General features: G+C 57.2%; 20 protein-coding genes. 9 read left to right on the forward strand and 11 right to left on the reverse strand.

What is annotated here, in order from left to right; genetic code table 11:
- Nucleotides 1–34: 34 nt before the first annotated feature.
- From RBH33_RS08815 to RBH33_RS08835, 5 genes are read right to left on the reverse strand one after another with little or no spacing between them, the layout of a single operon-like run.
- Nucleotides 35–1297, reverse strand: a complete 1263-nt coding sequence (locus tag RBH33_RS08815; protein WP_306731806.1) for an SAM-dependent methyltransferase — start codon at nt 1295–1297, stop codon at nt 35–37.
- Nucleotides 1278–2075, reverse strand: a complete 798-nt coding sequence (locus tag RBH33_RS08820) for a DUF1365 domain-containing protein (protein ID WP_306731807.1) — start codon at nt 2073–2075, stop codon at nt 1278–1280. Before RBH33_RS08820 ends, RBH33_RS08815 begins: the two co-directional genes overlap by 20 nt.
- 3 nt (nt 2076–2078) lie before the next feature.
- Nucleotides 2079–3377, reverse strand: coding sequence for an NAD(P)/FAD-dependent oxidoreductase (locus RBH33_RS08825; protein ID WP_306731808.1), 1299 nt, complete (start codon nt 3375–3377; stop codon nt 2079–2081).
- A 2-nt stretch (nt 3378–3379) separates the two neighbouring features.
- The gene (locus RBH33_RS08830; protein WP_306731809.1) at nt 3380–4144 is read right to left on the reverse strand and encodes an SDR family NAD(P)-dependent oxidoreductase; all 765 of its coding nucleotides are present in this window, start codon (nt 4142–4144) and stop codon (nt 3380–3382) included.
- A gap of 8 nt (nt 4145–4152) precedes the next feature.
- Nucleotides 4153–4575: a nuclear transport factor 2 family protein gene (locus RBH33_RS08835; protein WP_306731810.1), complete on the reverse strand. Its 423-nt coding sequence runs from the start codon at nt 4573–4575 to the stop codon at nt 4153–4155.
- Between the two features lie 152 nt (nt 4576–4727).
- Between RBH33_RS08835 and RBH33_RS08840 the strand changes: the two genes are divergently transcribed.
- The 4 genes from RBH33_RS08840 to RBH33_RS08855 all read left to right on the forward strand — a co-directional run bounded on the left by RBH33_RS08840 (nt 4728) and on the right by RBH33_RS08855 (nt 9466).
- Nucleotides 4728–5330, forward strand: coding sequence for a sigma-70 family RNA polymerase sigma factor (locus tag RBH33_RS08840; RefSeq protein WP_306731811.1), 603 nt, complete (start codon nt 4728–4730; stop codon nt 5328–5330).
- A gap of 84 nt (nt 5331–5414) precedes the next feature.
- Nucleotides 5415–6089 carry a ChrR family anti-sigma-E factor gene (locus tag RBH33_RS08845; protein WP_306731812.1) on the forward strand — a complete coding sequence of 225 codons (675 nt, stop codon included), beginning with the start codon at nt 5415–5417 and terminating at the stop codon, nt 6087–6089.
- Nucleotides 6090–6293: 204 nt separating this feature from the next.
- Nucleotides 6294–7499, forward strand: a complete 1206-nt coding sequence (locus tag RBH33_RS08850; RefSeq protein WP_306731813.1) for an efflux RND transporter periplasmic adaptor subunit — start codon at nt 6294–6296, stop codon at nt 7497–7499.
- A complete protein-coding gene (locus RBH33_RS08855) occupies nt 7499–9466 on the forward strand; it encodes a MacB family efflux pump subunit (RefSeq protein ID WP_306731814.1) in 1968 nt (655 codons plus the stop codon). Before RBH33_RS08850 ends, RBH33_RS08855 begins: the two co-directional genes overlap by 1 nt.
- A gap of 14 nt (nt 9467–9480) precedes the next feature.
- Here the strand turns inward: RBH33_RS08855 and RBH33_RS08860 are convergent, their stop codons facing one another.
- The 4 genes from RBH33_RS08860 to RBH33_RS08875 all read right to left on the reverse strand — a co-directional run bounded on the left by RBH33_RS08860 (nt 9481) and on the right by RBH33_RS08875 (nt 13808).
- Nucleotides 9481–10473, reverse strand: coding sequence for an alpha-L-glutamate ligase-like protein (locus RBH33_RS08860; RefSeq protein ID WP_306731815.1), 993 nt, complete (start codon nt 10471–10473; stop codon nt 9481–9483).
- Nucleotides 10470–12005 carry a UUP1 family membrane protein gene (locus RBH33_RS08865; protein WP_306731816.1) on the reverse strand — a complete coding sequence of 512 codons (1536 nt, stop codon included), beginning with the start codon at nt 12003–12005 and terminating at the stop codon, nt 10470–10472. The genes RBH33_RS08860 and RBH33_RS08865 overlap by 4 nt, the downstream gene beginning before the upstream one ends.
- Nucleotides 12006–12007: 2 nt before the next feature.
- Entirely contained in the window at nt 12008–12778 is a 771-nt protein-coding gene (locus RBH33_RS08870) for an ATP-dependent zinc protease family protein (RefSeq protein WP_306731817.1), read from the reverse strand.
- Nucleotides 12779–12914: 136 nt separating this feature from the next.
- Nucleotides 12915–13808 (reverse strand): lysophospholipid acyltransferase family protein, encoded by an 894-nt coding sequence (locus tag RBH33_RS08875; RefSeq protein ID WP_306731818.1) that lies wholly within the window; start codon nt 13806–13808, stop codon nt 12915–12917.
- A 211-nt stretch (nt 13809–14019) separates the two neighbouring features.
- Between RBH33_RS08875 and glyQ the strand changes: the two genes are divergently transcribed.
- From glyQ to RBH33_RS08900, 5 genes are all read left to right on the forward strand, one after another.
- Nucleotides 14020–14991, forward strand: a complete 972-nt coding sequence (gene glyQ / locus RBH33_RS08880; protein WP_306731819.1) for a glycine--tRNA ligase subunit alpha — start codon at nt 14020–14022, stop codon at nt 14989–14991.
- Nucleotides 14991–17066 (forward strand): glycine--tRNA ligase subunit beta, encoded by a 2076-nt coding sequence (glyS, locus tag RBH33_RS08885; RefSeq protein WP_306732126.1) that lies wholly within the window; start codon nt 14991–14993, stop codon nt 17064–17066. Before glyQ ends, glyS begins: the two co-directional genes overlap by 1 nt.
- Before the next feature lie 3 nt (nt 17067–17069).
- On the forward strand, nt 17070–17654 hold the full coding sequence (gene gmhB, locus RBH33_RS08890; RefSeq protein WP_306731820.1) for a D-glycero-beta-D-manno-heptose 1,7-bisphosphate 7-phosphatase: 585 nt from the start codon (nt 17070–17072) through the stop codon (nt 17652–17654).
- Nucleotides 17655–17656: 2 nt separating this feature from the next.
- Nucleotides 17657–18418: a lysophospholipid acyltransferase family protein gene (locus RBH33_RS08895; protein ID WP_306731821.1), complete on the forward strand. Its 762-nt coding sequence runs from the start codon at nt 17657–17659 to the stop codon at nt 18416–18418.
- Nucleotides 18419–18636: 218 nt separating this feature from the next.
- Entirely contained in the window at nt 18637–19521 is an 885-nt protein-coding gene (locus RBH33_RS08900; protein WP_306731822.1) for a type 2 periplasmic-binding domain-containing protein, read from the forward strand.
- 12 nt (nt 19522–19533) lie between these two features.
- On the opposite strand, the gene RBH33_RS08905 is transcribed toward RBH33_RS08900, so the two are convergent.
- Together RBH33_RS08905 and RBH33_RS08910 are read right to left on the reverse strand one after the other, a co-directional pair.
- Nucleotides 19534–20826: a glycosyltransferase family 4 protein gene (locus RBH33_RS08905; protein WP_306731823.1), complete on the reverse strand. Its 1293-nt coding sequence runs from the start codon at nt 20824–20826 to the stop codon at nt 19534–19536.
- A gap of 19 nt (nt 20827–20845) precedes the next feature.
- Entirely contained in the window at nt 20846–21826 is a 981-nt protein-coding gene (locus tag RBH33_RS08910; RefSeq protein WP_306731824.1) for a lipid A deacylase LpxR family protein, read from the reverse strand.
- Nucleotides 21827–22163: the final 337 nt, after the last annotated feature.

The raw sequence follows: 22163 nt of genomic DNA on the forward strand, positions 1-22163 counted from the left end.
TTGTACGGGGCGCCCAGGAGTTTGGATCAGTCACTTAGAGATAGCGATCGCGATTGTGCGGTTTGGCGAATAAAAACTGGGCCGTATTGACCATTCGCTCACGAAAGCCGCCTTCGCAATAACAGAGGTAAAACTCCCACATGCGAATAAAACTCTCACTGTAGCCCATGCCTTTTACGGCATCCAAGCGATCAAAAAAGCGCTTGCGCCAATCCCGCAGGGTTTGTGCATAATCTTGGGTGATGTCTTCCAGGCCTACTAGGTGCATATCCGTGGCCGAGGCCGTAGTGGACAGAATCTCGGCATTACTGGGTAAACAACCGCCGGGGAAGATGTAGCGGCGAATGAAATCAATGTTGCGCTTCTCCCGGTCAAAACGCTGATCCGCCGTGGTGATGGCCTGCATCAGCATTAAGCCGGAGGGCTTGAGCAGAGATGAACACTTGTTGAAGAACTCACCATAATACTGGTGACCCACAGCTTCCACCATCTCGATGGATACCAGTTTGTCGTACTGTCCTTCCAGCAAGCGATAGTCCTTTTTTAACAGCTGGATCTTCCCCTGTAGTCCTTCTCGAGCAATGCGCGCCTGCGCGTAGTTAAACTGCTGATCCGAAATGGTGGTTGTGGTAACGGTACAACCGTAGTGCTTGGCGGCGTGAATCGCCAAGCCGCCCCAACCGCTACCGATTTCCAGCAGGTGGTCATCGGAGTTCAGTTTCAGGCGCTGGCAAATATGATCCAGTTTGTAAACGGCGGCAGTTTCCAGGGAAGTGTCATCGCTTTGGTAAATCGCCGACGAGTACATCATTTGCGGGTCGAGAAACAACTCAAAAAAATCATTGCTCAAATCGTAGTGCGAGACTATGTGTTTCTTTGAATTGCTCACGGTGTTGGGCGTTACCGCTTCTAACAGACTCAAGCCGCGGTTGGCTAGCCAGCTCCAACGGGAATCCATTTTTTCTAGCAGTGCCTGATTGGCAACAAATAGGCGAATGACCGCCAACAGATCCGGCGAACTCCAGGCACCGGCCATATAGGCCTCCCCGGAGCCGATGGTTCCACCCAACAGTACTTGCCGGTAGGCGCTGGCGTGGTGCACGCGAATGCGGGCCTGTATGCCTGAGGCGCAATCGGGCTTACCAAAGTGCCAGGTCTGATCGCCGTCACTCAACGTCAAACGCCCTACGGCAATACGTTCCAGCATAGGCAGCATTATTTTTTTCGCCCAATAGGCGGTCAGGCCATCGCCCGAGGTGTGTTTAAACCTTTCGGCTTTATAGTCTATGGTCTTCATGGCCTAACGGCTCCACATTTGCTTTTGAAGGTACTTGTTCGAGGGTTTTGTCTTTTCCGAGGAACGGTGTTTTTTTAAGCCACAAACGCAAGGCTTGCCAGTAAATCGTGGCAATGACTTTGGTTGTCTGCAGCGGGTAGGACAGGAGTACTCGGTTAAGATTGGCGCGGCTTATGGGCCGACGCTGCAATGACAACGCGGCGCTGTGCACACAGGTATCGTCCATCAGGTTATCGATGCGAATCGACAGAGTCTCGCCGGGCAACGTCGATCGCCAGCTGTACGTCATATTCAGGGGGTTGAACGGAGAGACGGTAAACGTCTTGTCAAAGTGATAGCTTTGTTTAGGCGCCGCTGGATCACAGGGAATCACATAGGCGTGGCGCTCATTCCAGGGCGTATTGTGAACCTCCGCCACAATTGCCTGCAGCTCGCCGGCCTTACTAAAACAGTAGTAGGTGACCAAGGGGTTCATGTTGTAGCCGAAATAGCGCAGGTTGGCGAGTAGGCAAATATCGCCGTCGGGGCGTGTCCCCAGCGCCTGAAAAACTGTTTCCCGGACGGCATCATCCAGGGGTACAGCGGGGTCGCCGTGGAAATCCTCACGCTTAAAGCGAGCGAGCGCGAAGCGGCTCGTGGACCACCAGCGCGACAGCTTCAATACCTGATCAAGTTCACTCAAGTTCAGATACATCAAAAAAATCCGATACCGGAATGCGTGCACATGGGGCCGGTGTCGTTGATGAAAAATGGAGCCGGTGTAGATTGCGCTTTTCATCGACTAGATCGCCAAACTCGCCGAAAGCGTCGATTTTCGGACTTGGGACGACAGGGGATCTCGGTCGATCATTTCGGCGGCTCGCTGCGCGCTCGTCACTCCGTCCTCGTGAAAACCGTTGGCCCAGTAGGCACCACAGTACCAAGTGTTGTTAACGCCGTTGATATCCGCCCAGCGCTGCTTGGCCGCTTCCGCCTCCAGCGAGAACTGCGGGTGAGCATAGGTGTAACGGCCGATAATTTTGGCGGGGTCTATGCGTGAGTCATCGTTCAGGGTTACGCAAAAGGTTTTGTCGCTTTCAATGCCCTGCAAAATGTTCATATTGTAGGTGAGTGTGGGCAGCGCCTGAGCGTCTTTGCCCAAGCGGTAATTCCAGCTGGACCAGGTACGGCGGTTTTTCGGAAGCAGGCTTTCATCCCAATGCAAAACCACGCTGTTGTCCTGGTACTGGATGGCACCGAGCACCGCGCACTCCTCCGGCGAAGGGTCATTCAGCAGCGCCAGGGCTTGATCCGAATGGGTGGCCAACAGCACCCCGTCGTAGGTTTCTGTGGTCCCATCCTGCATGAGTAGACGCACACAATTGGCACCGCGGTTGATGCTGACAATGGTGGTATTCAGGCGGATGCGGTCTTTAAAGCTGGCGGCGAGTGGTTTCAAATAATTTGCCGAGCCGCCACTAATGACTCGCCAGGTGGGCCGATTCACGACGTTCAGCAATCCGTGGTTGCTGAAAAAGCGCACAAAAAACTGCAGCGGAAATTGCTCCATCTGCGCACACGAGGTGGACCAGATGGCCGCACCCATGGGGATCAAGTAGCGTTGGCAGAACGCCTGGGAATAGTTTTCCCGTGCAAGGTAGTCCCCCAGCGTCATGTGTTCGGGAATGCGATTGTGCTCCAGGTCTTCCTGAGCTTTCTTGTTAAAGCGCATTATGTCCCGCAGCATACGCCAATGACTCGTAGAAAAAATGTTGCCGCGTTGTGCAAATAGCGTGTTGAGGTTGTCACCGGCGTATTCCACGCCACTGGTTTCGCAACTGACACTGAACCCCATATGGGTGGGCTGCGTGGCCACATTCAGCTCCTCAAGCAGCTGAATGAAGTTGGGGTAGGTCCATTCGTTGTACACAATAAAACCGGTATCTACGGCGTACTGTCGGCCATCCAATTCAAAATCAATGGTGGCCGTGTGGCCGCCAATGCGCTCGGCCGATTCGAACACCGTAACGGCGTGACGACGATTCAGTTGGTAAGCGGCGGTTAGGCCCGAAATGCCGCTTCCGATGATGGCGATTTTCATCTTTAGAAGGTGTCCTGCTTGCGAAGTTTTGGGGCGACGATCCGGCTCCAGAAGCCGTGAAACACCCTGAAAAAACCCAGCGTTAAACTGAGCTTAAGAGGAAAATGGATGGTATTTTTGCCTTTGGCGATACCGCGCAGAATTGTTTTGGCGGCAACCTCCGGTGCCATGAGGAATGGCATATCAAAGTCATTGCTGCGGGTGAGCGGGGTATCCACAAAGCCGGGCCGCACCATCGTTACCGCCACTTTGATCGGTGCCACATCCACGCGCAGGGATTCCAAAAAATAATCCAGCGCTGCTTTGGAGGCGCCATAGGCTTCTGCGCGCGGAAAGGGCACCAGTGATGACAAACTACCCACGCCCACAAGACGGGGCGCACTCTGCGAGTTCTTCAGCAGTGGCAGAGCCATCCGCACCGTATTCACCGCACCGAAATAGTTGGTGTCGAACACCCTCCGGTGCAGGCTGGGATTCACCTGCCAACCGTCTTGATACTCGCACGTACCGGCGCACATGATGACCAGATCCAGACTGTCCACCTGCACCTTGAGACGTTTTTCTGCGGCCAGCATTTGCGCCTCGTCGGCCACATCCATCGGCAACAGCAGCATAGGTGCGCTCACCTCCTCTGCCAGGGCCAGGAGTTTGGCTTCGGAGCGACCGGAGACGATCAGAAAATTGCGCTCTTTGGCTAATTCATGCACCAGGGCTCGGCCGATGCCAGAGCTGGCTCCGGTAATCAAGATAGTCTTGTTACTAATCATCCCCAACCTCAGCTTTGCATCCTGTGGCGAATGGATCGCACTACAGACCGCAGTATCGGCACCTGTTCGTACACCATGGCACCCATATCGTAGAAATCCTGTTGGGCCAGAATCTTAGTGTCAAACTCCAGCAGGCTGAGACCGGGCACCGTGATCAACTCCCCCTTGTTGAGCTTTGGGTGAGCGAAGGTCATAGTCCAGGGTAGGGCGGCCCGGCCCGGTGTGACCAAATCGCCGTGGAAGGCAAAGCGACATTCGGTGACATTGGCCAGACCGGCGCGTAAGTAGCTATCCAGTGCATCAATGCCCTGAATTTGGTGCACAGGGTCTGTAAAGGTCACCTGAGGGTGGTAAAGCCCAGACAAGTGCTCACTGGAATAGCTGTTAAATACGCGGTAAAACTCTTTAACTTGTTCAATCAGAGTGCTCATGTGTGGGCCGATTGGTTTCTGTGTTGGGGGTTGATACGAAATAACCTTACCAGCGGATCAGTCAGCGACTAAAATTTGTCAGTGATCCAACTGAGCCCGGCAGCCGTATATGCATACACAACATCTGTTAATAGTGACCAAAGCGCGCAACTATGGCCATAGCACCCGGCTCAACCAACATTGTGGCATCGACAACCATGCGTGAGGACGAGTGGTCGCAGCTGCTGGCCCGGCTGGCGACAGCCGGGGATGAAGGCGTGTTTGCGCGGCTTTTCCGGCATTTCGCGCCGCTCGTTAAGGGTTTTTACCTGTCCAACGGCGGCCTGACGCCAGAATCCGCCGACGAGCTGGTGCAGGAAGTGATGGTTAAGGTGTGGCGCAAAGCGGCTGGCTTCGACCCTCGCAAATCCTCCGCCAGCACGTGGATATTCACCATTGCCCGAAATAGCCGCATCGATTACCTGCGCAAGCACGCCAGTAACGAAGCCGCCACCAGCACGCTGGAGTCCGAGGACATCTGGTCTGAAGGTACCGACAACCCGCCCTTTGTCTACTTGCAGCAGTCACTGGACCAGCGGGACATAGACATTCTGTTGAGTGAGCTACCTCAGGAGCAGCGCGAATGCCTGTTCAAGGTGTACCTGGAAGGAAAATCCCACGCGGATCTGGCGGAAGAACTCAATCTGCCGTTGGGCACGGTGAAGTCGCGCATTCGGCTGGGACTATCGCGCCTGAAATCAGCGGTAAATTTATGATGCTATTGGGCATGTACAATTTAGACAAAACAGTGAACCGAGCGCCATTGCGTGGCGCGCGGGCAACCTCAGAGGTATGGCAACGTGGCTAGGTATCATCCAGAAGACGAATTGCTGCTGGAATACGCCGCCGGTCGCACGGACTGGGCGGTCAGTATTTGCGTCGCAGCCCACCTGCACTTCTGCCCAAGCTGCCGCGAGCAGGTGGCCAAATTCAATCGCATTGGCGGCCATTGCCTGGAACAGGCCGACAAAGTCGACGTGCCTGAAGATGCGCTTAACTCCGTAATGGCGATGATTCGCACAGAAAGCCGTGGGGAAAAGGCGCCGAACCCGACAAAAGCGGCACCAGCGGTCAAACCCGCCTTTCAACAGCTGCCGCCGGTCATTCAGAAGTTGATTCCAGATTCCGGCAAAGTGCGTTGGTCCTTTGTCACACCGGCCTTGAAAGCTGCCCGGCTGGAAACCGGCCAGGACAAATACGAAGTGTGCTTCCACCGGATCAAAAAAGGCGGCACCGTCGCTGAACACGACCACAACGGGCGTGAACTGACACTGGTTCTGCAAGGGCGCTTCTCTGACGAGAACGGCACCTATTCCGTGGGCGATTTTCTGATGAAGCAGCCCGGCGAAACCCATCGTCCCACCGCCACCCTGGATCAAGATTGCCTGTGCCTGTCCGTTCAAGAGGCACCGGTGAAGTTGACCGGTCTGGTGGGCCGCGTGATTAACCCCTTTCTACGTGTGCGGCCGGGCTGATCATCGACTGGTAACAGACCCGGCCACTCAGCCCACCAATGGCTATAACACCTGGGCTTTTGTTAGCGCCTGCTTGTTGTAAAGCCGTGTAAAGCCTCGTAAAGCACCACCCCCGTCGCCCTGCACACCCCCATAATTGTTGTTATCCTTTTGATCGTCGCGCTTGTCGCGATGGTCCGTTTCTATGCCCTTGCGAGAGAAGTCATGCCCGCACCGATGCTGTTCCGAAAACGCGCCTGGTTAGTTACGGCGCTGTGTATGATCCTGGCTGTGTTGGCCCTCTGGTGGATACTGCGTGATGACGGCGGCCGAGATCCGCTGGCCACCGCCACTGTCAGCCGGGGCAATGTCGAGGCTCTGGTCACCGCTACCGGGGTTTTGCAGCCGCGCAATTTTGTGGATGTGGGGGCTCAGGTCTCCGGACAATTGAAAACCCTGCACGTCAACGTCGGCGATCAGGTGCAGGCAGGCGACTTACTCGCGGAAATTGACGCCACAGTTTACCTGGCCCGTGTGGATGGCACTCGCGCTCAACTGCGGAATCAACAGGCGCAGCTAAAAGAGCGCGAAGCACAATTGACCCTGGCGGAGATACAGTTGCGCCGGCAGCAGGATCTGGTCCGGCAAGCGGCCGGTACCCGTGAGCAAGTGGAAGTGGCTGAAGCTAATCTCCGCTCCGCCGAAGCGCAGGTGGAAGCGTTAGAAGCGCAGCTGGAGCAAACCCAATCCACCCTGCGGGCGGAGGAGGCTAACCTCCAGTACGCGCGTATCTTCGCCCCCATGGACGGCACTGTGGTTTCCATTGATGCGCGCCAGGGTCAGACGCTGAATGCGGCGCAACAAACACCCTTGCTAATGCGCATCGCCGACCTGGCCACCATGACCGTGCAGGCTCAAGTATCCGAGGCCGACATCGGCCGACTGGAGCCGGGCATGCCGGTTTACTTCAATACTATGGGCAGCCAGAGCCGCCGCTGGGAAGGAGAACTGAGCCGGATTGAGCCAACCCCGGAAGTGGAAAACAACGTGGTGCTGTACAGCGCCTTGTTCGATGTGCCCAATGAGGGCGGACGCCTTCTTCCCCAGATGACCGCACAAGTATTTTTTATCACCGCCCAGGCGAAGGACGCCCTCATTCTACCTGTGGCAGCCCTACGCTTTGGGGGCTCTGAAGGAGCGCCCAGACAAGCCAGAGGCAATCGCACCGCTGGCAACCCTCGAACCGCCCAGGTGCAAGTGTTGACCGCCAATGGCCAGCGGGAAGAGCGTGAGGTTCAGGTGGGCGTGACCGACCGGGTACACGCGGAGATTTTATCCGGCCTTACGGAAGGCGAGGAGGTGATCATCGGCCTCAGAACCACCGGCCAAAGTTCCGGCGGTGACCAGCGCATTCCCCGGAGACTGCGCTAATGCCCCAGGCTGTACCCGAACACGTCCAGCCGCTGCTGAATCTGCGCGGCGTTACCAAAAGCTACCGCAACGGTGAGCTGGAAACCCAGGTCCTGCGCGGCGTGGACCTGCAAGTCTACCCCGGTGAGTTCGTGGCCATTATGGGCACTTCGGGTTCCGGTAAATCCACACTGATGAACATCATCGGCTGCCTGGATAAACCCACGGCGGGCCAGTACCGCTTTGATGGCCAGGATGTGTCCGAACTGGACCGAGATGGCCTGGCGCAACTGCGTCGGGCCGCCTTCGGCTTTGTGTTTCAGAGCTACAATCTGCTGCCCGGCGTCAGCGCCCGGGAAAACGTGGAGATGCCGGCCATCTACTCGGCATTTTCCGCCGCCGAGCGGCGCGCCCGCGCGGAACAGCTACTGGGCACGCTTGGGCTGGCCGAGCGTATGGACCACAAGCCCAATCAGCTTTCCGGCGGCCAGCAGCAGCGGGTGTCCATTGCCCGAGCGCTGATGAACGGTGGCCAGATCATTCTCGCTGATGAGCCCACGGGCGCCCTGGACACTCACAGCGGCGCGGAAGTGATGAAACTGCTGCAACAGTTGTCCGATGATGGCCACACCATAGTGCTCATCACCCACGACCCGGATGTGGCCAAGCACGCCCACCGGCGCATCGATATCAGCGATGGCCGGATTATCAGCGATCCCGGCCCCAAAACGGAGGCCGTTGAGCACGCCAAGCCTCTGGAAGAAACCGCCAAACTGCACGGTGACCCGCCCTTTCGCAATGAGCTTATGGAAGGCACCAAAACGGCGTTTCGGTCCCTAAGCAGCAATATTTTTCGGACCGTACTCACTTTGCTGGGCATTGTCATTGGTGTCGCCTCGGTGATTACCATGCTCGCCATCGGCGATGGCGCGCGCAAGGAGGTGGTGGACAGCATCAGCGCCATGGGCAGTAATCTGCTGCTGGTGCGCCCCGGCGGCCCCGGCCAACGCGGCGGGCGCTGGAGTGTCACCACCCTGGTGCCGGAAGACGTGGATGCCATTAACGCCACGGTACCCAATGTACTGGCGGCGATTCCGGAACTGACCGGGGGTCAAACCCTGCGCTACGGCAATGCCGACCACAGCGCTGAGGTGAACGCCACCTCCTTCCAATTTCCTCTGGCCCGGCAATGGCCCATCGCACACGGGACCTTTTTCACGGAAGAAGACCAACACAACTATTCCTCGGTGGCGGTATTGGGGCAGTCCTCCGCCGACGCACTGTTTGGCTCGGCCGATCCACTGGGCGAATACATCATGGTGAACAATGTCCTGTTTCAGGTCATTGGCGTGATGAGCTCCCGAGGTGCCTCGCCCATGGGCCATGATCAGGATGATGTGGTGTTCGTGCCGCACACCACCGGCAGCCTGCGCATTTTTGGCCAGAGGCACTTGCGCAACGTTACCGTCGCCGTGGACAACACCGAGTTGATGGATGCAACCCAGGATGCGGTGCACCAACTGCTGCTGGATCGCCATGGCGTGGAGGATTTTCAAATCCGCAACATGGCTTCGTTGATTGACACAATTGCCGAAACTCAGGACACACTCACCTGGTTGCTGGGGTCCATCGCCGCCATTTCGCTGTTGGTGGGTGGTATTGGTGTCATGAATATTATGCTGGTCAGCGTCACTGAGCGCACACGGGAAATCGGTGTGCGTATGGCCACGGGGGCGCGCACGCGGCACATATTGCAGCAGTTTCTGATCGAAGCACTGGTGGTGTCCGCCCTGGGTGGGCTTATTGGGGTGGGCTTTGGGCTGGGCGCAGCCGCGCTGGTCGCCTATGTGGGCACGCCCATTCACTACTCGCTGCTGCCGGTGGTGCTCGCGTTCAGCTGTGCCTTCGCTACCGGGCTGGTATTTGGCTACCTTCCGGCCCGCAAGGCCTCACGCCTTAACCCTGTGACGGCTCTAGCGACGGAGTAAGGGGGCGACGGGTGTCAGGAGGCCAGGGCGGCCTGGATGGGAGACTCTTCCTCATCAGTATCCGAGGCGAAGGTATTCAAGACGTAATCCACCCGCTCTTCGGGGGTTTTATGCAGGCCTTCCTTAAGGCTCTCCAGGTGACGCAGGCGCGGCAGTAGCCCCATGCCGTTGGCCACCTGGATGGATAGGCCAGGGCGGGCGTTCAGCTCCAGCAACTGCGGTCCGCGGCTGCGATCCAACACTATGTCGGTGCCCATATAACCCAAGCCGGTCATGTCGTAGCAACCGGAGGCCAGCACCAGCAGTTGCCGCCAGTCGCTGATGCAGATTTGATCCAGCGGTTTTTTGGTATCCGGGTGCAGGGTGATGGGTTGACCGAATTGCACCGCCTTACGGCAGCGGCCGTTCGCGATATCCAAGCCCACCCCCACGGCGCCCTGGTGCAGATTGGCTTTGCCATCGGACGCATGCGTGGCCAGACGCAGCATGGCCATTACCGGGTAGCCCCGAAATACCACGATGCGAATGTCTGGCACGCCCTCGTGAGAGTAACCCTCAAAGACGTCGTCAAACTCAATCAAGTCCTCAACAATCACCACATCCGGCGCACCGGCCAGTGAGTATAGGCCGGCGAGCGTGTTGGTCATGTGGCGGCGAATATCCTCAATGCCAATTTCGGCGCCGCTGGACTTGATAAAGTTTTCCCCGTGGCGGCCCACGATCACCAAGATGCCCTTGCCGCCAGCGCCTTTAGAGGGTTTCAGAACAAAGCCCTCCAGATCCTGCAATTCGCGTTCAATATGGTTAATGGCGTGCTGCTCACGCACCACAAAGCGCAAAGACGGGGTAGCCAATTGGTGCTGCTGGGCCAGTAATTTGGTTTTCAGTTTGTCGTCCACCAGCGGGTACAGGTGGCGGGGATTGTAGCGACCGATAAAGTCCCGGTTCCGGCAGTTCATACCCAGCATGCCCATTTTCGACAAGCGCCAGGGGCTGATCCATCTCATAGCGTATCCCCCGGCTTGGTCAGTGCCATGGCCCGGAAGCGACGCAGCTCGGACAGTTTGTAGCCGGTGTATTGGCCCATCAACATAATCAGCGCCAGCAGTACCAGATTGAGTTCCGGGAAATTGAAACTCAAGTGGCCCGCGAGCGGGATTTCCATCAGCAAGTACGCCAACACGGCCACCAACAAGCTGCCACCGCCTTGCACCAGGACTTCTCTGGGGCCTTCTTCCTCCCACAAAATGGACATGCGCTCAATGGTCCAGGCAATGATGATCATGGGGAAAAAGGTGATGGTCATGCCGGTACTCAAGCCCAGCTGATAGCCGAGCAGGCTCAGAATGGATATTAAGAAAACCACCAGAACCACCAGGGTCGCTATCCGTGAAACCAGCAATAGGTTCAGGCGCGAAAGATAGGTGCGCAACAATAGCCCCAGCGCCACGACGAGAATAAAGCTCAGCAGGCCGGGCACCAACGAAGTCTGCAAAAACGCCAAGGAAATCAACACCGGCATAAACGTGCCGGACGTTTTCAAGCCCACCATAATGCGCATGAACACTACCACGGCGGCGCCCAGGGGCAGGAGGAAAAGCATCTTAAACATGCTCTGCTCTTCGATGGGCAATTGCTGCACACCCAACAGAGCGAAGAAGTTATTGCCGAATTGATCCTGTGCCAGGTCCAGGGCCGGCACCGTCTGGCGAATCATGGAAAAGTTTACCTGGGAGCCATGACCGCCGGTGACATCCAGTAAGGACTGTCCGCCCCGGTGCCAGAGGAGCAGGTCGTCAGGTACACCCTGTTGACCGGTGGTCGGGTTAAACAGCACCCAGCCCTGATCGGTATAGGTCTCCACCATGGGCGTTAGCGACTGGCGGCGGCGTGCATCTTCAAGATACAAACCCATCACCACCCGCGCGGGGATCTCAGCCTGATTGAGTAGTCGTGCCAACAGGCGCGAACGCTCTGGAACCTCCTCCAGCAGAAGCGACGCATTTTGATCCGCCTGGGCGTTATTGAGCAGTTTGATCAACTCGCGGGTAAGGCTTTGCGGCGTACTGGAAGTCTCCAATGCCTGGGTCAACAACTGATTGGCGGCCGTGGCCAGGGGTTCGTCCCAATAGACAGAGGCGGGCCGGGGGCGCGGGCCTTGCTCGGCGTCCGAAGAGCGGTCCTCTCCCGACGTCAGCTGGACTTTGTAGTACAGGGTTTGAGGGCCGGCCGCGCTGCGTTTGGACCACTCGCCCCGGCGATTGCCTTCGTGTTCGATGATGGAAAATCCATAGCCCGGCGATGCTGCATGCTCAGAAAACATGCGAAAGCCCGGCGGCGAATCGGGTAAGTCAAGACTGACCAGCACCTCGCCGCCTGCGGCGACAAAGTCCACTCGCGCTTCCACAAACCACACGGCCTGACGCTCTCCGGGAAAGAATGGAATTGCCATTTCCAGGTGGCGCATCCAAGCGGTAGCCAATCCCACCACCACTAGCGTGGTGATGATCAAATAAAAGGGGATGCGCGAATGGGCCATGGTCAGTCCCGACTGTTACTGGATTGCGGCGCCCGGGGTTCGGTTAGGTTGTTTTGCCCGACATCAACCAGCATCAAATCACGCAGCACATTGCGGCCAATGAGGACGGGAAACTCCAGATGGCTGCGGTTGGAAAGGGTGAACTCAGCCACTTGTGTGATTTCACCGATGGTAATACGCATTTCAATCACCGGGCGACGCTCCGGCTCATCGGTGTTGGACTGAGTAATCAGCACCCGGCGCACACGCTTGCGCTCCAGTTCAATCATGCCGTCGTTGTCCGGGTCTTCGATTTTAAAGCGCACCCACTGATCGCCGTCGCGCTCAAATATTTCCACATCCCGCGCATCCAGGGATGAAGTAGTGGCGCCTGTGTCCATGCGCGCGCCTTTCACGATGCCCAAGTCGGTCAGTAGCACCTGCTCCTTGCCCCCCACGATTTTTTTGTCGAGCTGCGCGGGTTGAGTACGGCGAGGTTCATCGACGGTGGGGCAAGATTGATCAACCTGCTCCGGGCGAGTCTCGCGTATCATTTCTCGTGCCAGCATATCGCCCCGGCGCTGCAACTCCAGCGATTCCCGTAATAGGGCCAAGGTCTCGGCGATGTGCTCTTGTTGTTCACGACTGGTTGCCTGGCCGGCTTGCTGCGCCAGCAGACATTGATCCGCCGCTTCGAAGTGGTCTTTTTTGACCAAAACATGTCGAGGCCCTGCGCAGGCTGCCAGGGCCACGGCAAGCAGAGAAATTAGGATGAGTCGGACACAGCTATTCATGATTTTGTTAATCAACCTTGCGGAACAGTAGGGATCATTAATGAAGTCTTTAGTGCGCTGATTGCTTATTGGAATGCCCGTGGCGCCAGTTACTCTAGCCAGCGCCCAAGGCAATGTAAACCGCAGCGCAGCACGGCTATGACTTGCGCGTCGAGCGATAGTGCACCGGGTACTCGGGTGGCAGCCGTCGCAAACGTTTGTATTCCCACTGGTACTGCTCCGGCGCCCGACGAACACAGGCCTCGACGCTGCGGTTCAATGCCGCTACGGACGCTTGCGGCTGCTCGCTATAAATCTCTTCATCCGCCGGTAGCACCACCATTTTAAAACCGCCGGGCACACGCTCGGCGTAGACGCTCACCACCGCACAGCCGGTGCGCTGTATCAAACTGTGCACCAGCGTCATGGTAAGAGCTGGCTGACCAAAAAAGGGCGCCACCTCAGCCCCATTACCTACCTCTGGCACCTGATCAGGCAATATACCGACAATCTCGCCCCGCTTAAGTGCCTTCAACAGTTGCGCTACACCCTTTCGATTGGTGGGAGCCATATCGATATTGGCCTTAGAGCGACCTTTGAGCACCAGCGAATCCAAAGCCGGCAGACTAGGAGGCTGGTATAAGGCGGTGAGCGGTGCATAGTCCGCCAAAAACGGTGCCACCACTTCCCAATTGCCCAAATGGGGAGCCAAAACCAGCAGCCCACGGCCCTCAGCCAAGTGGCGGTGTATCAGCTCATCCCCTTCCACGCTCAGCATCCGTCGCTCCAACCAACTCGCCGGCCGACACCAAACGGCGGCCGCCTCAGGCGCGGTCTTGCCGGTTTCCATAAGGCTGCGACGCCCCATTTCCTCGCGCTGCTGGTCGGACAGCTCTGGCCAACAAAGGTGCAAATTTTCCCGGGTGATTTTGGCGGGCCGGCTGTTGGCGTGCCACAGCATTAACCCCACCAGCGCGCCCAGGGCACGACCGAAACTCAGCGGCAACCATCCCAGTAACCGGATAACAATAGGTACAAACCAGTTTTTCATGCTAATCCTGCTCGCGGTGCAATCTGGGCGCAGCTTAACGGAAAACGCCGGATAACTGAACGCCGATGCCCAGGCTGTACCAATCGCCCCCCAACTACCGCTATAATTCGCGGCTGCTTGCGGACTTCACTAGACGCAAGACGGACTCTTTGCGGCGCGCTCTTGGGGCGCGCCGCTTCATTTCACAGCGATGCTTGGAGGCAGGTAACCCGTGTCAGACAGCCACCCCCCCGCCAGTAGTGACCGGCCCGACGTGAGCACCTTTCAGGGTCTGATCCTGGCTCTGCAAGCCTATTGGGCGCGCCAGGGCTGCGTGATTCTGCAACCACTGGACATGGAAGTGGGCGCCGGCACCTTTCACCCGGCCACGTTTTTGCGCGCCATTGGCCCGGAAACCTGGAACGCCGCCTACGTGCAGCCTTGCCGCCGCCCCACCGATGGCCGCTACGGCGAGAACCCCAATCGCTTGCAGCACTACTATCAGTTTCAGGTCGCCCTCAAGCCTTCGCCTGAAAACATCCAGGAACTCTACTTGGATTCGCTGCGCGAGCTGGGCATCGACACCCATGTACACGATATTCGCTTCGTGGAAGACAACTGGGAATCGCCCACCCTCGGCGCCTGGGGTCTGGGCTGGGAGGTGTGGCTGAACGGTATGGAAGTGACGCAGTTCACCTACTTCCAACAAGTGGGCGGTCTGGAGTGTTACCCGGTCACTGGCGAAATCACCTACGGCCTCGAGCGCATCGCCATGTACCTGCAGGGCGTGGATTCAATCTTTGATCTGGTGTGGACCGTCAATCCCAACGGCGACAAGGTCACCTATGGCGACGTCTTTCATCAGAACGAAGTGGAGATGTCCCGCTTCAACTTTGAAGAAGCCGATGTGGAATTCCTGTTCCACAGCTTTGATGTCTACGAGCGCGAGAGCCAGCGTCTGATTGAACAAAATTTACCGCTGCCCGCGTATGAAATGGTTATGAAAGCCTCCCACGCGTTTAACCTGCTGGATGCCCGGCACGCCATTTCAGTGACTGAACGACAGCGCTTTATTCTGCGTGTGCGTACCTTGTCCCGCGCTGTGGCGCAGGCGTACTTTGACGCGCGCAAAGCGCTGGGCTTTCCGCTGGCGCCGGACGCCTTACGTGCGGAAATGCTTGCGGCCGAAGGAGACGACGAATGATGAGTGCCGACTTTTTACTGGAACTGGGCACCGAAGAGCTGCCACCCAAAACGCTGCGCAATTTAATGGAAGCCCTACGGGACAACGTCGCTGCCGGTTTGAAACACCACGACCTGAGCTTTGGCGAGGTGCAAGCCTACGCCACCCCCAGGCGCCTAGCCGTACTGGTAGAGCAGCTGGCGGGCGAGACACCGCAAAAAGACCTGGTAGTCTGGGGCCCGCCTGCCAAAATTGCCTTTGATGACTCCGGTGCGCCCACCAAAGCTGCCGAAGCGTTTGCGCAGAAAAACGGCGTAGCGGTGAGCGAATTGCAAACCGAAAACGATGGCAAAGCCGACAAGCTATTGGTGCGCCAGCGGGTTGGCGGTCAGCCTTGTACCGAGCTGTTGGGCGATATTGTCAACGACGCCCTCGCCAAACTCCCTATTGCCAAACGCATGCGCTGGAGCGACCGGCGCGCGGAGTTTGTGCGCCCCGCCCACTGGCTGGTGATGCTGTACGGAAGTGAAATCGTTGATGCTGAAGTATTGGGCTTGCGCGCCAACCGCACCACGCGAGGCCATCGCTTCCACTACAACCACGACATTTCGCTGGAAGAACCCAGTGAGTACCTGAGCAAGCTCAAGGGTACTGGCTTCGTATTGGCGGACATCAATGCCCGTCGCGCGCTGATCCGACAACAAGTCGACGCGGAGGCGGGCAAAGTCGGTGGCCGGGCGATCATTGACCGCGACTTGTTGGACGAAGTCACCGCCCTGGTTGAATGGCCGGTAGCGCTGTTGGGCAATTTTGAAAAACGTTTTTTGAACGTGCCCCCGGAAGCGCTGATCGCCTCCATGAAAGAGCACCAAAAGTATTTCCACTTGATGGACAGCCGGGACAAATTGTTGCCGCACTTCATTACTGTGGCCAACATTGAGAGCGACGATCCCGCACAAGTGATCGACGGCAACGAGCGGGTTATCCGACCGCGCTTGTCCGACGCGGCGTTCTTTTTTGATACCGACAAAAAACGCACTCTGGAAAGTTTGCGCGAGCGGCTCAAGCCGATCGTCTTTCAGGCGCAACTGGGCACCGTGTACCAAAAGACCGAACGCGTCGCCGCGCTGGCCGTGGCCATTGCCGGTCAATTGAGTGCCGACGTGGACAAAGCCCGCCGCGCCGGTCAGTTGTGCAAGTCCGATTTGGTCACCGACATGGTGAGCGAGTTTGACAATATGCAGGGCATCGCTGGCTATTATTATGCGTTAAACGATGGCGAGCACAGCGAAGTGGCCAAAGCGCTCAACGAGCAGTACTTGCCGCGTTTTGCCGGCGACCAACTGCCGGACACCATGACCGGCACCATCTTGGCGCTGGCGGATCGTCTGGACACCATTACCGGCATTTTCGGTATCGGCCAGCACCCCACCGGCTCCAAAGATCCCTTTGCGTTGCGCCGGGCCAGCCTGGGCGTTTTGCGTCTGCTGGTGGAAAAAGAGCTGGACCTGGACTTGCGCGCCCTGCTTACCCAGGCCGCCGGTCAACACACCGCCCTGACGGTGGGCGATGGGTTGGTGGACCAAGTACTGGCGTATATGCTGGAGCGCTTCCGCGCCTGGTACGAGGAAGATCGCATTCCCGGGGAAGTCTTCCAAGCAGTGAGCGCCAAGGGTGTCTCCCGCCCGTTGGACATCGACCAACGGGTGCGCGCCGTGTATCAGTTCAGCCAAATGCCCCAGGCTCAATCCCTGGCGGCTGCCAACAAGCGCGTATCCAACATATTGGCCAAGTCGGGCGCACCCAAGGCGCCGTTGGAGCAAAGCCTGTTGCTGGAGCACGCCGAACAAGCGCTGGCCGAAGCGGTACACGCCAAGGCACAACATGTGAAGCCAATGTTTCGGGAACGGGACTATAGCCGTGCTCTGGAAAGTCTGGCCGACCTGCAGGCACCGGTAGACGCGTTTTTTGATCAGGTCATGGTGATGACCGATGACGCGGCTTTGCAAAGCAACCGTTTGGCGCTGCTGCAACAACTGCGAGAGCTGTTTTTGGAAGTCGCCGACATCTCTCTCCTGGTCCCGGCAAAAGGCTAATTTATGAAGCTGGTAATTCTGGATCGGGACGGTGTCATCAACGAAGACACGGCGAGTTACATCAAATCCGCCGATGAATGCGTACCCATTGAATCCAGCCTGGTCGCCATCGCCAAGCTGTGCGACGCTGGTTACACACCGGTGGTGGCCACCAACCAATCCGGGCTCGGGCGCGGTTACTTCGATCTGGACGACCTGGAAGCGATCCACGCCAAATTGACTCAGCGAGTGGAAGAGGCGGGGGGCTTTCTGGGCGGCATTTTTTACTGCCCGCACCACCCGGACGACGGTTGCAAATGCCGCAAACCCAAGGCCGGCATCCTCGATGCCATCGAAGCCGAGTTCAACACCAGCGTGGAAGGTGCTCCGTTTGTGGGCGATCATCTGCGGGACATTCGCGCCGGCCTAATCAAAGGCTGTGTGCCCTATCTGGTGCGCACTGGCCGCGGCTTTGAAGCCGAACCGGAGATACGTCAGGGTGTGGCTGCCGACGGTGAGCTGCCGGCGGTCGAACCGGGGCAAGTGGATGTTTTTGATGATCTGGCCGCGGTGGTCAATCATCTTTTGAACCCGAAGGATTCAGACTGACCGTGTACAAATTTTTACTCTACTTGCGCACTACGCTTTTTAACATTGGGTACTACGGCAGCGGCATTGTAGTAGGTGGACTCAGCCCACTTATCTGGCTCTTGTTGCCGTTTCGGGCCCGCTACTGGCTGCTCAACCGCTGGAACGTGTTTGTGATGGCCTGGTTGCGATTGTGCTGTGGCGTGCGCATACGGGTGATCGGAGAGCGGCATCGGGACCTTGAGCCCTGCGTGGTAATGGCTAAGCACCAGAGCACCTGGGAAACGCTGTATTTGCAGTACTACTTTGCCCCTATCAGCCCGATCCTGAAAAAAGAGCTGTTAAGCATCCCATTTTTCGGCTGGGGACTGGCCAGCCTGCGGCCCATCGCCATCGACCGCAGCAACCCCATCCAAGCCCTCAAGGATGTGAAAGCAAAGAGTCTGCTTCGGCTCAAGCAGGGCTGTAATGTGCTGATTTTCCCTGAAGGCACGCGCACCGCGCCCGGCAGTGTCGGTACCTATGCCCGCAGCGGCGCTGACATCGCCTGCAAGGCCAACACAGCGATCATTCCGGTCGCCCACAACGGCGCCGAGTGCTGGCCGCACAAACACTACCTCAAATACCCAGGCACCATTACCCTGGTGATTGGTGAGCCGATTTCCACCGAAGGCCGCAACCGCAAGGACCTGACCATCGAAGTGCAGGAGTGGATCGAAACTACCCTCAAAACCCTTCCGCCGGGCCGGGCCGATGGAATCCGCCTATGGCAGACCCAACCCTAAATCCAAGCCAACCGCAGACCTTTTTTCATGTTTCTTCTAACCCTCAACGCGTAAAAACTCGACGCCTAGCTGCGCGACAGGCCAGTTTGCGCCATTCGGCCTCAAAGCCCAGCAGGTGTGCCGGGCAAATACTCCGGCCCTTTGCATGCAAAGCGCGCCACTCACCTCTATAATTTATCGTATAAAGGGCAAAACGACCCTTTCCTTAAAGGTGATTTATGGCTTTCTCGCGTTCAGGTCTGCGCAACTCCGGTTTTGACCGCTTAATGTGTTTATTAGCGCTGCTACTGGCGATCGTGTGCCCGAAGCTCGTTGCGGAGCAAGAGCCCCTAAGGCTGGTTATCCCGCCCCTGGAGGAAACGGCCAGTCCCAACACCATTTACTTCCCCCGTTTACTGGCGCTGGCATTGAGTAAAACCGAGGCCAGCCACGGCCCATTTACCATCGAACACCACCCAAGACTTTGGACCGCTGGCCGATTCCGGGCCGAGCTACAACGCGGACGCACTGTGGATGTTATGTGGGCAGTACCCGACGAAGAATGGGAGCAACACCTACGCAAAATTCCCTTCCCTCTAACGCGGGGCCTGAATAGCCATCGGGTGTTATTGATCCGCGAACAAGACCGCGATGTGTATCAGAACATTGCTTCCCTACAGGATCTGCGCTCGCTTCGCGCCGGTCAGGGACGCCATTGGGTCGATACCGAGGTGCTGCGCGCGAACCGATTACCGGTAGTGACATCCGCCCACTACGAGCTGTTATTCATTATGCTCGCAGGCAAACGTTTTGATTATTTTCCGCGTGGGCTGTCCGAAGTCTGGGACGAGCATGAGCAGCATGGTCACCGAGGGTTAATCGTCGAACCCAAATTGATGTTGCGCTACCCTTCACCCATTCATTTTTTTGTACACAAGGCGAACCACGAATTGGCGGAGCGAATTGAGCTGGGATTAAATATAGCAAAAGAAGATGGCAGCCTTGATGAGCTATTTTTCAGTGTTCCTGGATTCCGTCGTGGCTACCAAGAACTCCAAAACCCTGATCGCCTGCTGCTTGATTTGGAGCTGCCGAAAACCGGTCAGAAGTCCCGTCAAAAGTAAATTCAAACACTTTTAATCGGATTGGGGCGGACGGTTTTTAGCCTCGATCCACTGAGCCATGTACTGGGTGCTTTTATGCTGATGATGTTGGAGCATGGCCCCGATAAAATTGCTACGCCGGTGTTGATCCAATTCCGCTTGGAGCAACTGCACACGCGCCAGCAGCGTGCGGCCAATAACCTCAGAATCGAAGCGCTCCGTCATTATGATTCGCCCTCTCACTCTCGCTTCTAACCAAGCTTGTTCATTACCATACAATTCAGTAGCAGCCGCAACCCATTCCTGAGCCGAGTCGGCCACGGCACCCGCCCAGGGCCTATCGCCGGCCATACCTTCCACGCCAATGCTGGTAGTCACACTGGGTGTACCGCACTGCAAGGCATCCAGTAATTTACCTTTCAAGCCAGCACCAAAACGCAGCGGTGCCAAGCACACCCGAGCGCGCGCCATGACTTCATGCGCGTCTTTGGCCCAGCCGCATAAGTGGAAGCCTTGCTTGGGATTGTGCAGCGCGGTCGCCTTGGCCGGTTGATAGGCGCCATAGATGCGCAGCTGCGCATTGGGTAAACGCTGGCGCAGCATTGGCCACAAGTGGTGCTTAAGCCACAGCACTGCATCCCAGTTCGGTGGGTGACGGAAATTACCGATAGCGACAAAGTCTTCCCGAGCGGAAAAGTCCAAATCAAAATCCGGTGCGGGCCCAGGCATAAAAGACGTGTGCAGAAGCAGCGCGGCTGGCACCCCGAACGATTCTTGCAGCAAAGCGCACTCAACGTCGGAAATCATCAGAGTCAGATCGCAGCGATAAATGGAAGCGATCTCACGCTGCGCCATATCGCTGGGCGCCATGATTTGAAAGAGTTGCTCAAAACTCGCCGGAACCGGACCAACGGCCTGCCGTTCCGTTTCCGTCTCACAGCGCTTTTGGGCCTGCTTCAGCAATTGCTGACGCGCCCAACGCAGGCTGTGTAAATCTTCCGTATCCAGAACCCGCAGAGCACGAGGACAAACTTGCGCTACACGCCAGCCGAATTGCTCTTCCGTGACAAAACGATCAAAGATCACCACATCCGGTTGCAGCTCGGCGATCACGCCATCAAAGCTGCTGCAGTTCAAGGCAATCTCAAGATCGCGCGCGCACCACGTAGAAAGGTCGGCCGCTTGAGGCGAACGAGTGGCGGCGCTGGCGAAAGTGACTTCCCACCCCTTAGCCTGAAAGCACGACATCAACTGCAGGATTCGGCTGCCAGCCGCAGAAGAGCGCGGTTCGGGCCAAACGTAACCGAGGATTAATAAACGGGGCATGCGTTTTCTCTGGTGTAATTCACAAGCGCCAAGCAACCATCAAGGAGCCGAAGTTTTGCCGCGCGGTAGAGTTTTTGTCGAGGCTGCTGCTCCCGGAAAACCCAACGGTGACACTGAGTTGTTCCCAAGCGTAAGCCCAACCGGTGAATACCGAATACTGATCGTGACGTAGATCCGCACGAGGGCCGGACCGAATGCCGCTACCGCTGACAAATATCTGGTTGTACACGTAATCCATGCCGACACCGAAGTATAGGTTCCAGCCCCGATCCACCGCCATGGGGTTGCTGATACGCCCGGTCGCTTGACTGGCGGCGATAACGCTGCGCCGCAGATCAGTTCCGTAGCGCATTACCATCGCGACACGCGCGGCACTCTCCAAATTACCCACAGACCCCGAGACCAGCAACAGCATATCCATTTCTCGCTGATCCTCTTCGTCCAACTCAAAGCGCCACAAGCTCGAACGCTCGATCTGGCCGATGGGCTCGTTGCGGATTTGATTATCCCAGCCGAGCGGTTCTTTGGATCCAGTGACTTTGTGTACCCAGCTTTGCGTGCGCTCCGCGCCCGACGCAGGGCCGACAACGCCCACGGTTACAGCCACCGAATCCACTCGGTTGTCCTTGCGGGTGAAATAACCTGAGCGCCAATACAGAAGTCCGGCGTAAGGGGCATCACCGGGGTCGCGGTCCACTTTGGACACGTCCTCGGGGGTGATCATCATTTGCCCCAAAGTGTGAACGCCTAACTCCAGGCCGCGATGGTTCTTATCAATCAGCCAGCCCGTTAGCGGGCGAGTCAACCACGGGGGAGAGAAGTCATCTCGAATATCGTCGGAGAAGGTGTACAGCGATAGAAAAAAACCGTTGGTATAACCGCCACCGTCTTTACCGATCAATAAGTCATTGTGCCAAATAACGGACAGCCAATCGGTTTCGGCCCGAACCGTTAGGCTCAGGGGCAGCAGAAAACAGAAAACGGCCAGACGCAGTGGCATATGCTTGATCCGAGAAGCCCATCGGGAAACGAGGGCCTTATTGTACAGGGTCAGTGACGCTGTTACCCATGTGAACGGTTAGTGCCCGTACTGCTGTCCAGAATAGATAGGAGTTCACCGCTTCGTAAGCAAGTCCAAGGGCCGCGCAGGGTGAGTGTTCAGCAAACGTCGTGAACCCATCCGTGGGGACTGCCTCAAAAGGTCCCTCTTTTGAGGCTTGCTGAACACTCACCCTACACGTCCCTAATAAACTACGACTAACGAGTTCTTTTCTCCCAATTCCCACCCACTGTAGTCTTTGCTGCCAATGGGGAGCCCAAAGTTTGAATGGTTTGGT

Source organism: Marinimicrobium hydrolyticum (assembly GCF_030848505.1).
Classification (GTDB): Bacteria; Pseudomonadota; Gammaproteobacteria; order Pseudomonadales; family Cellvibrionaceae; genus JAVDDU01.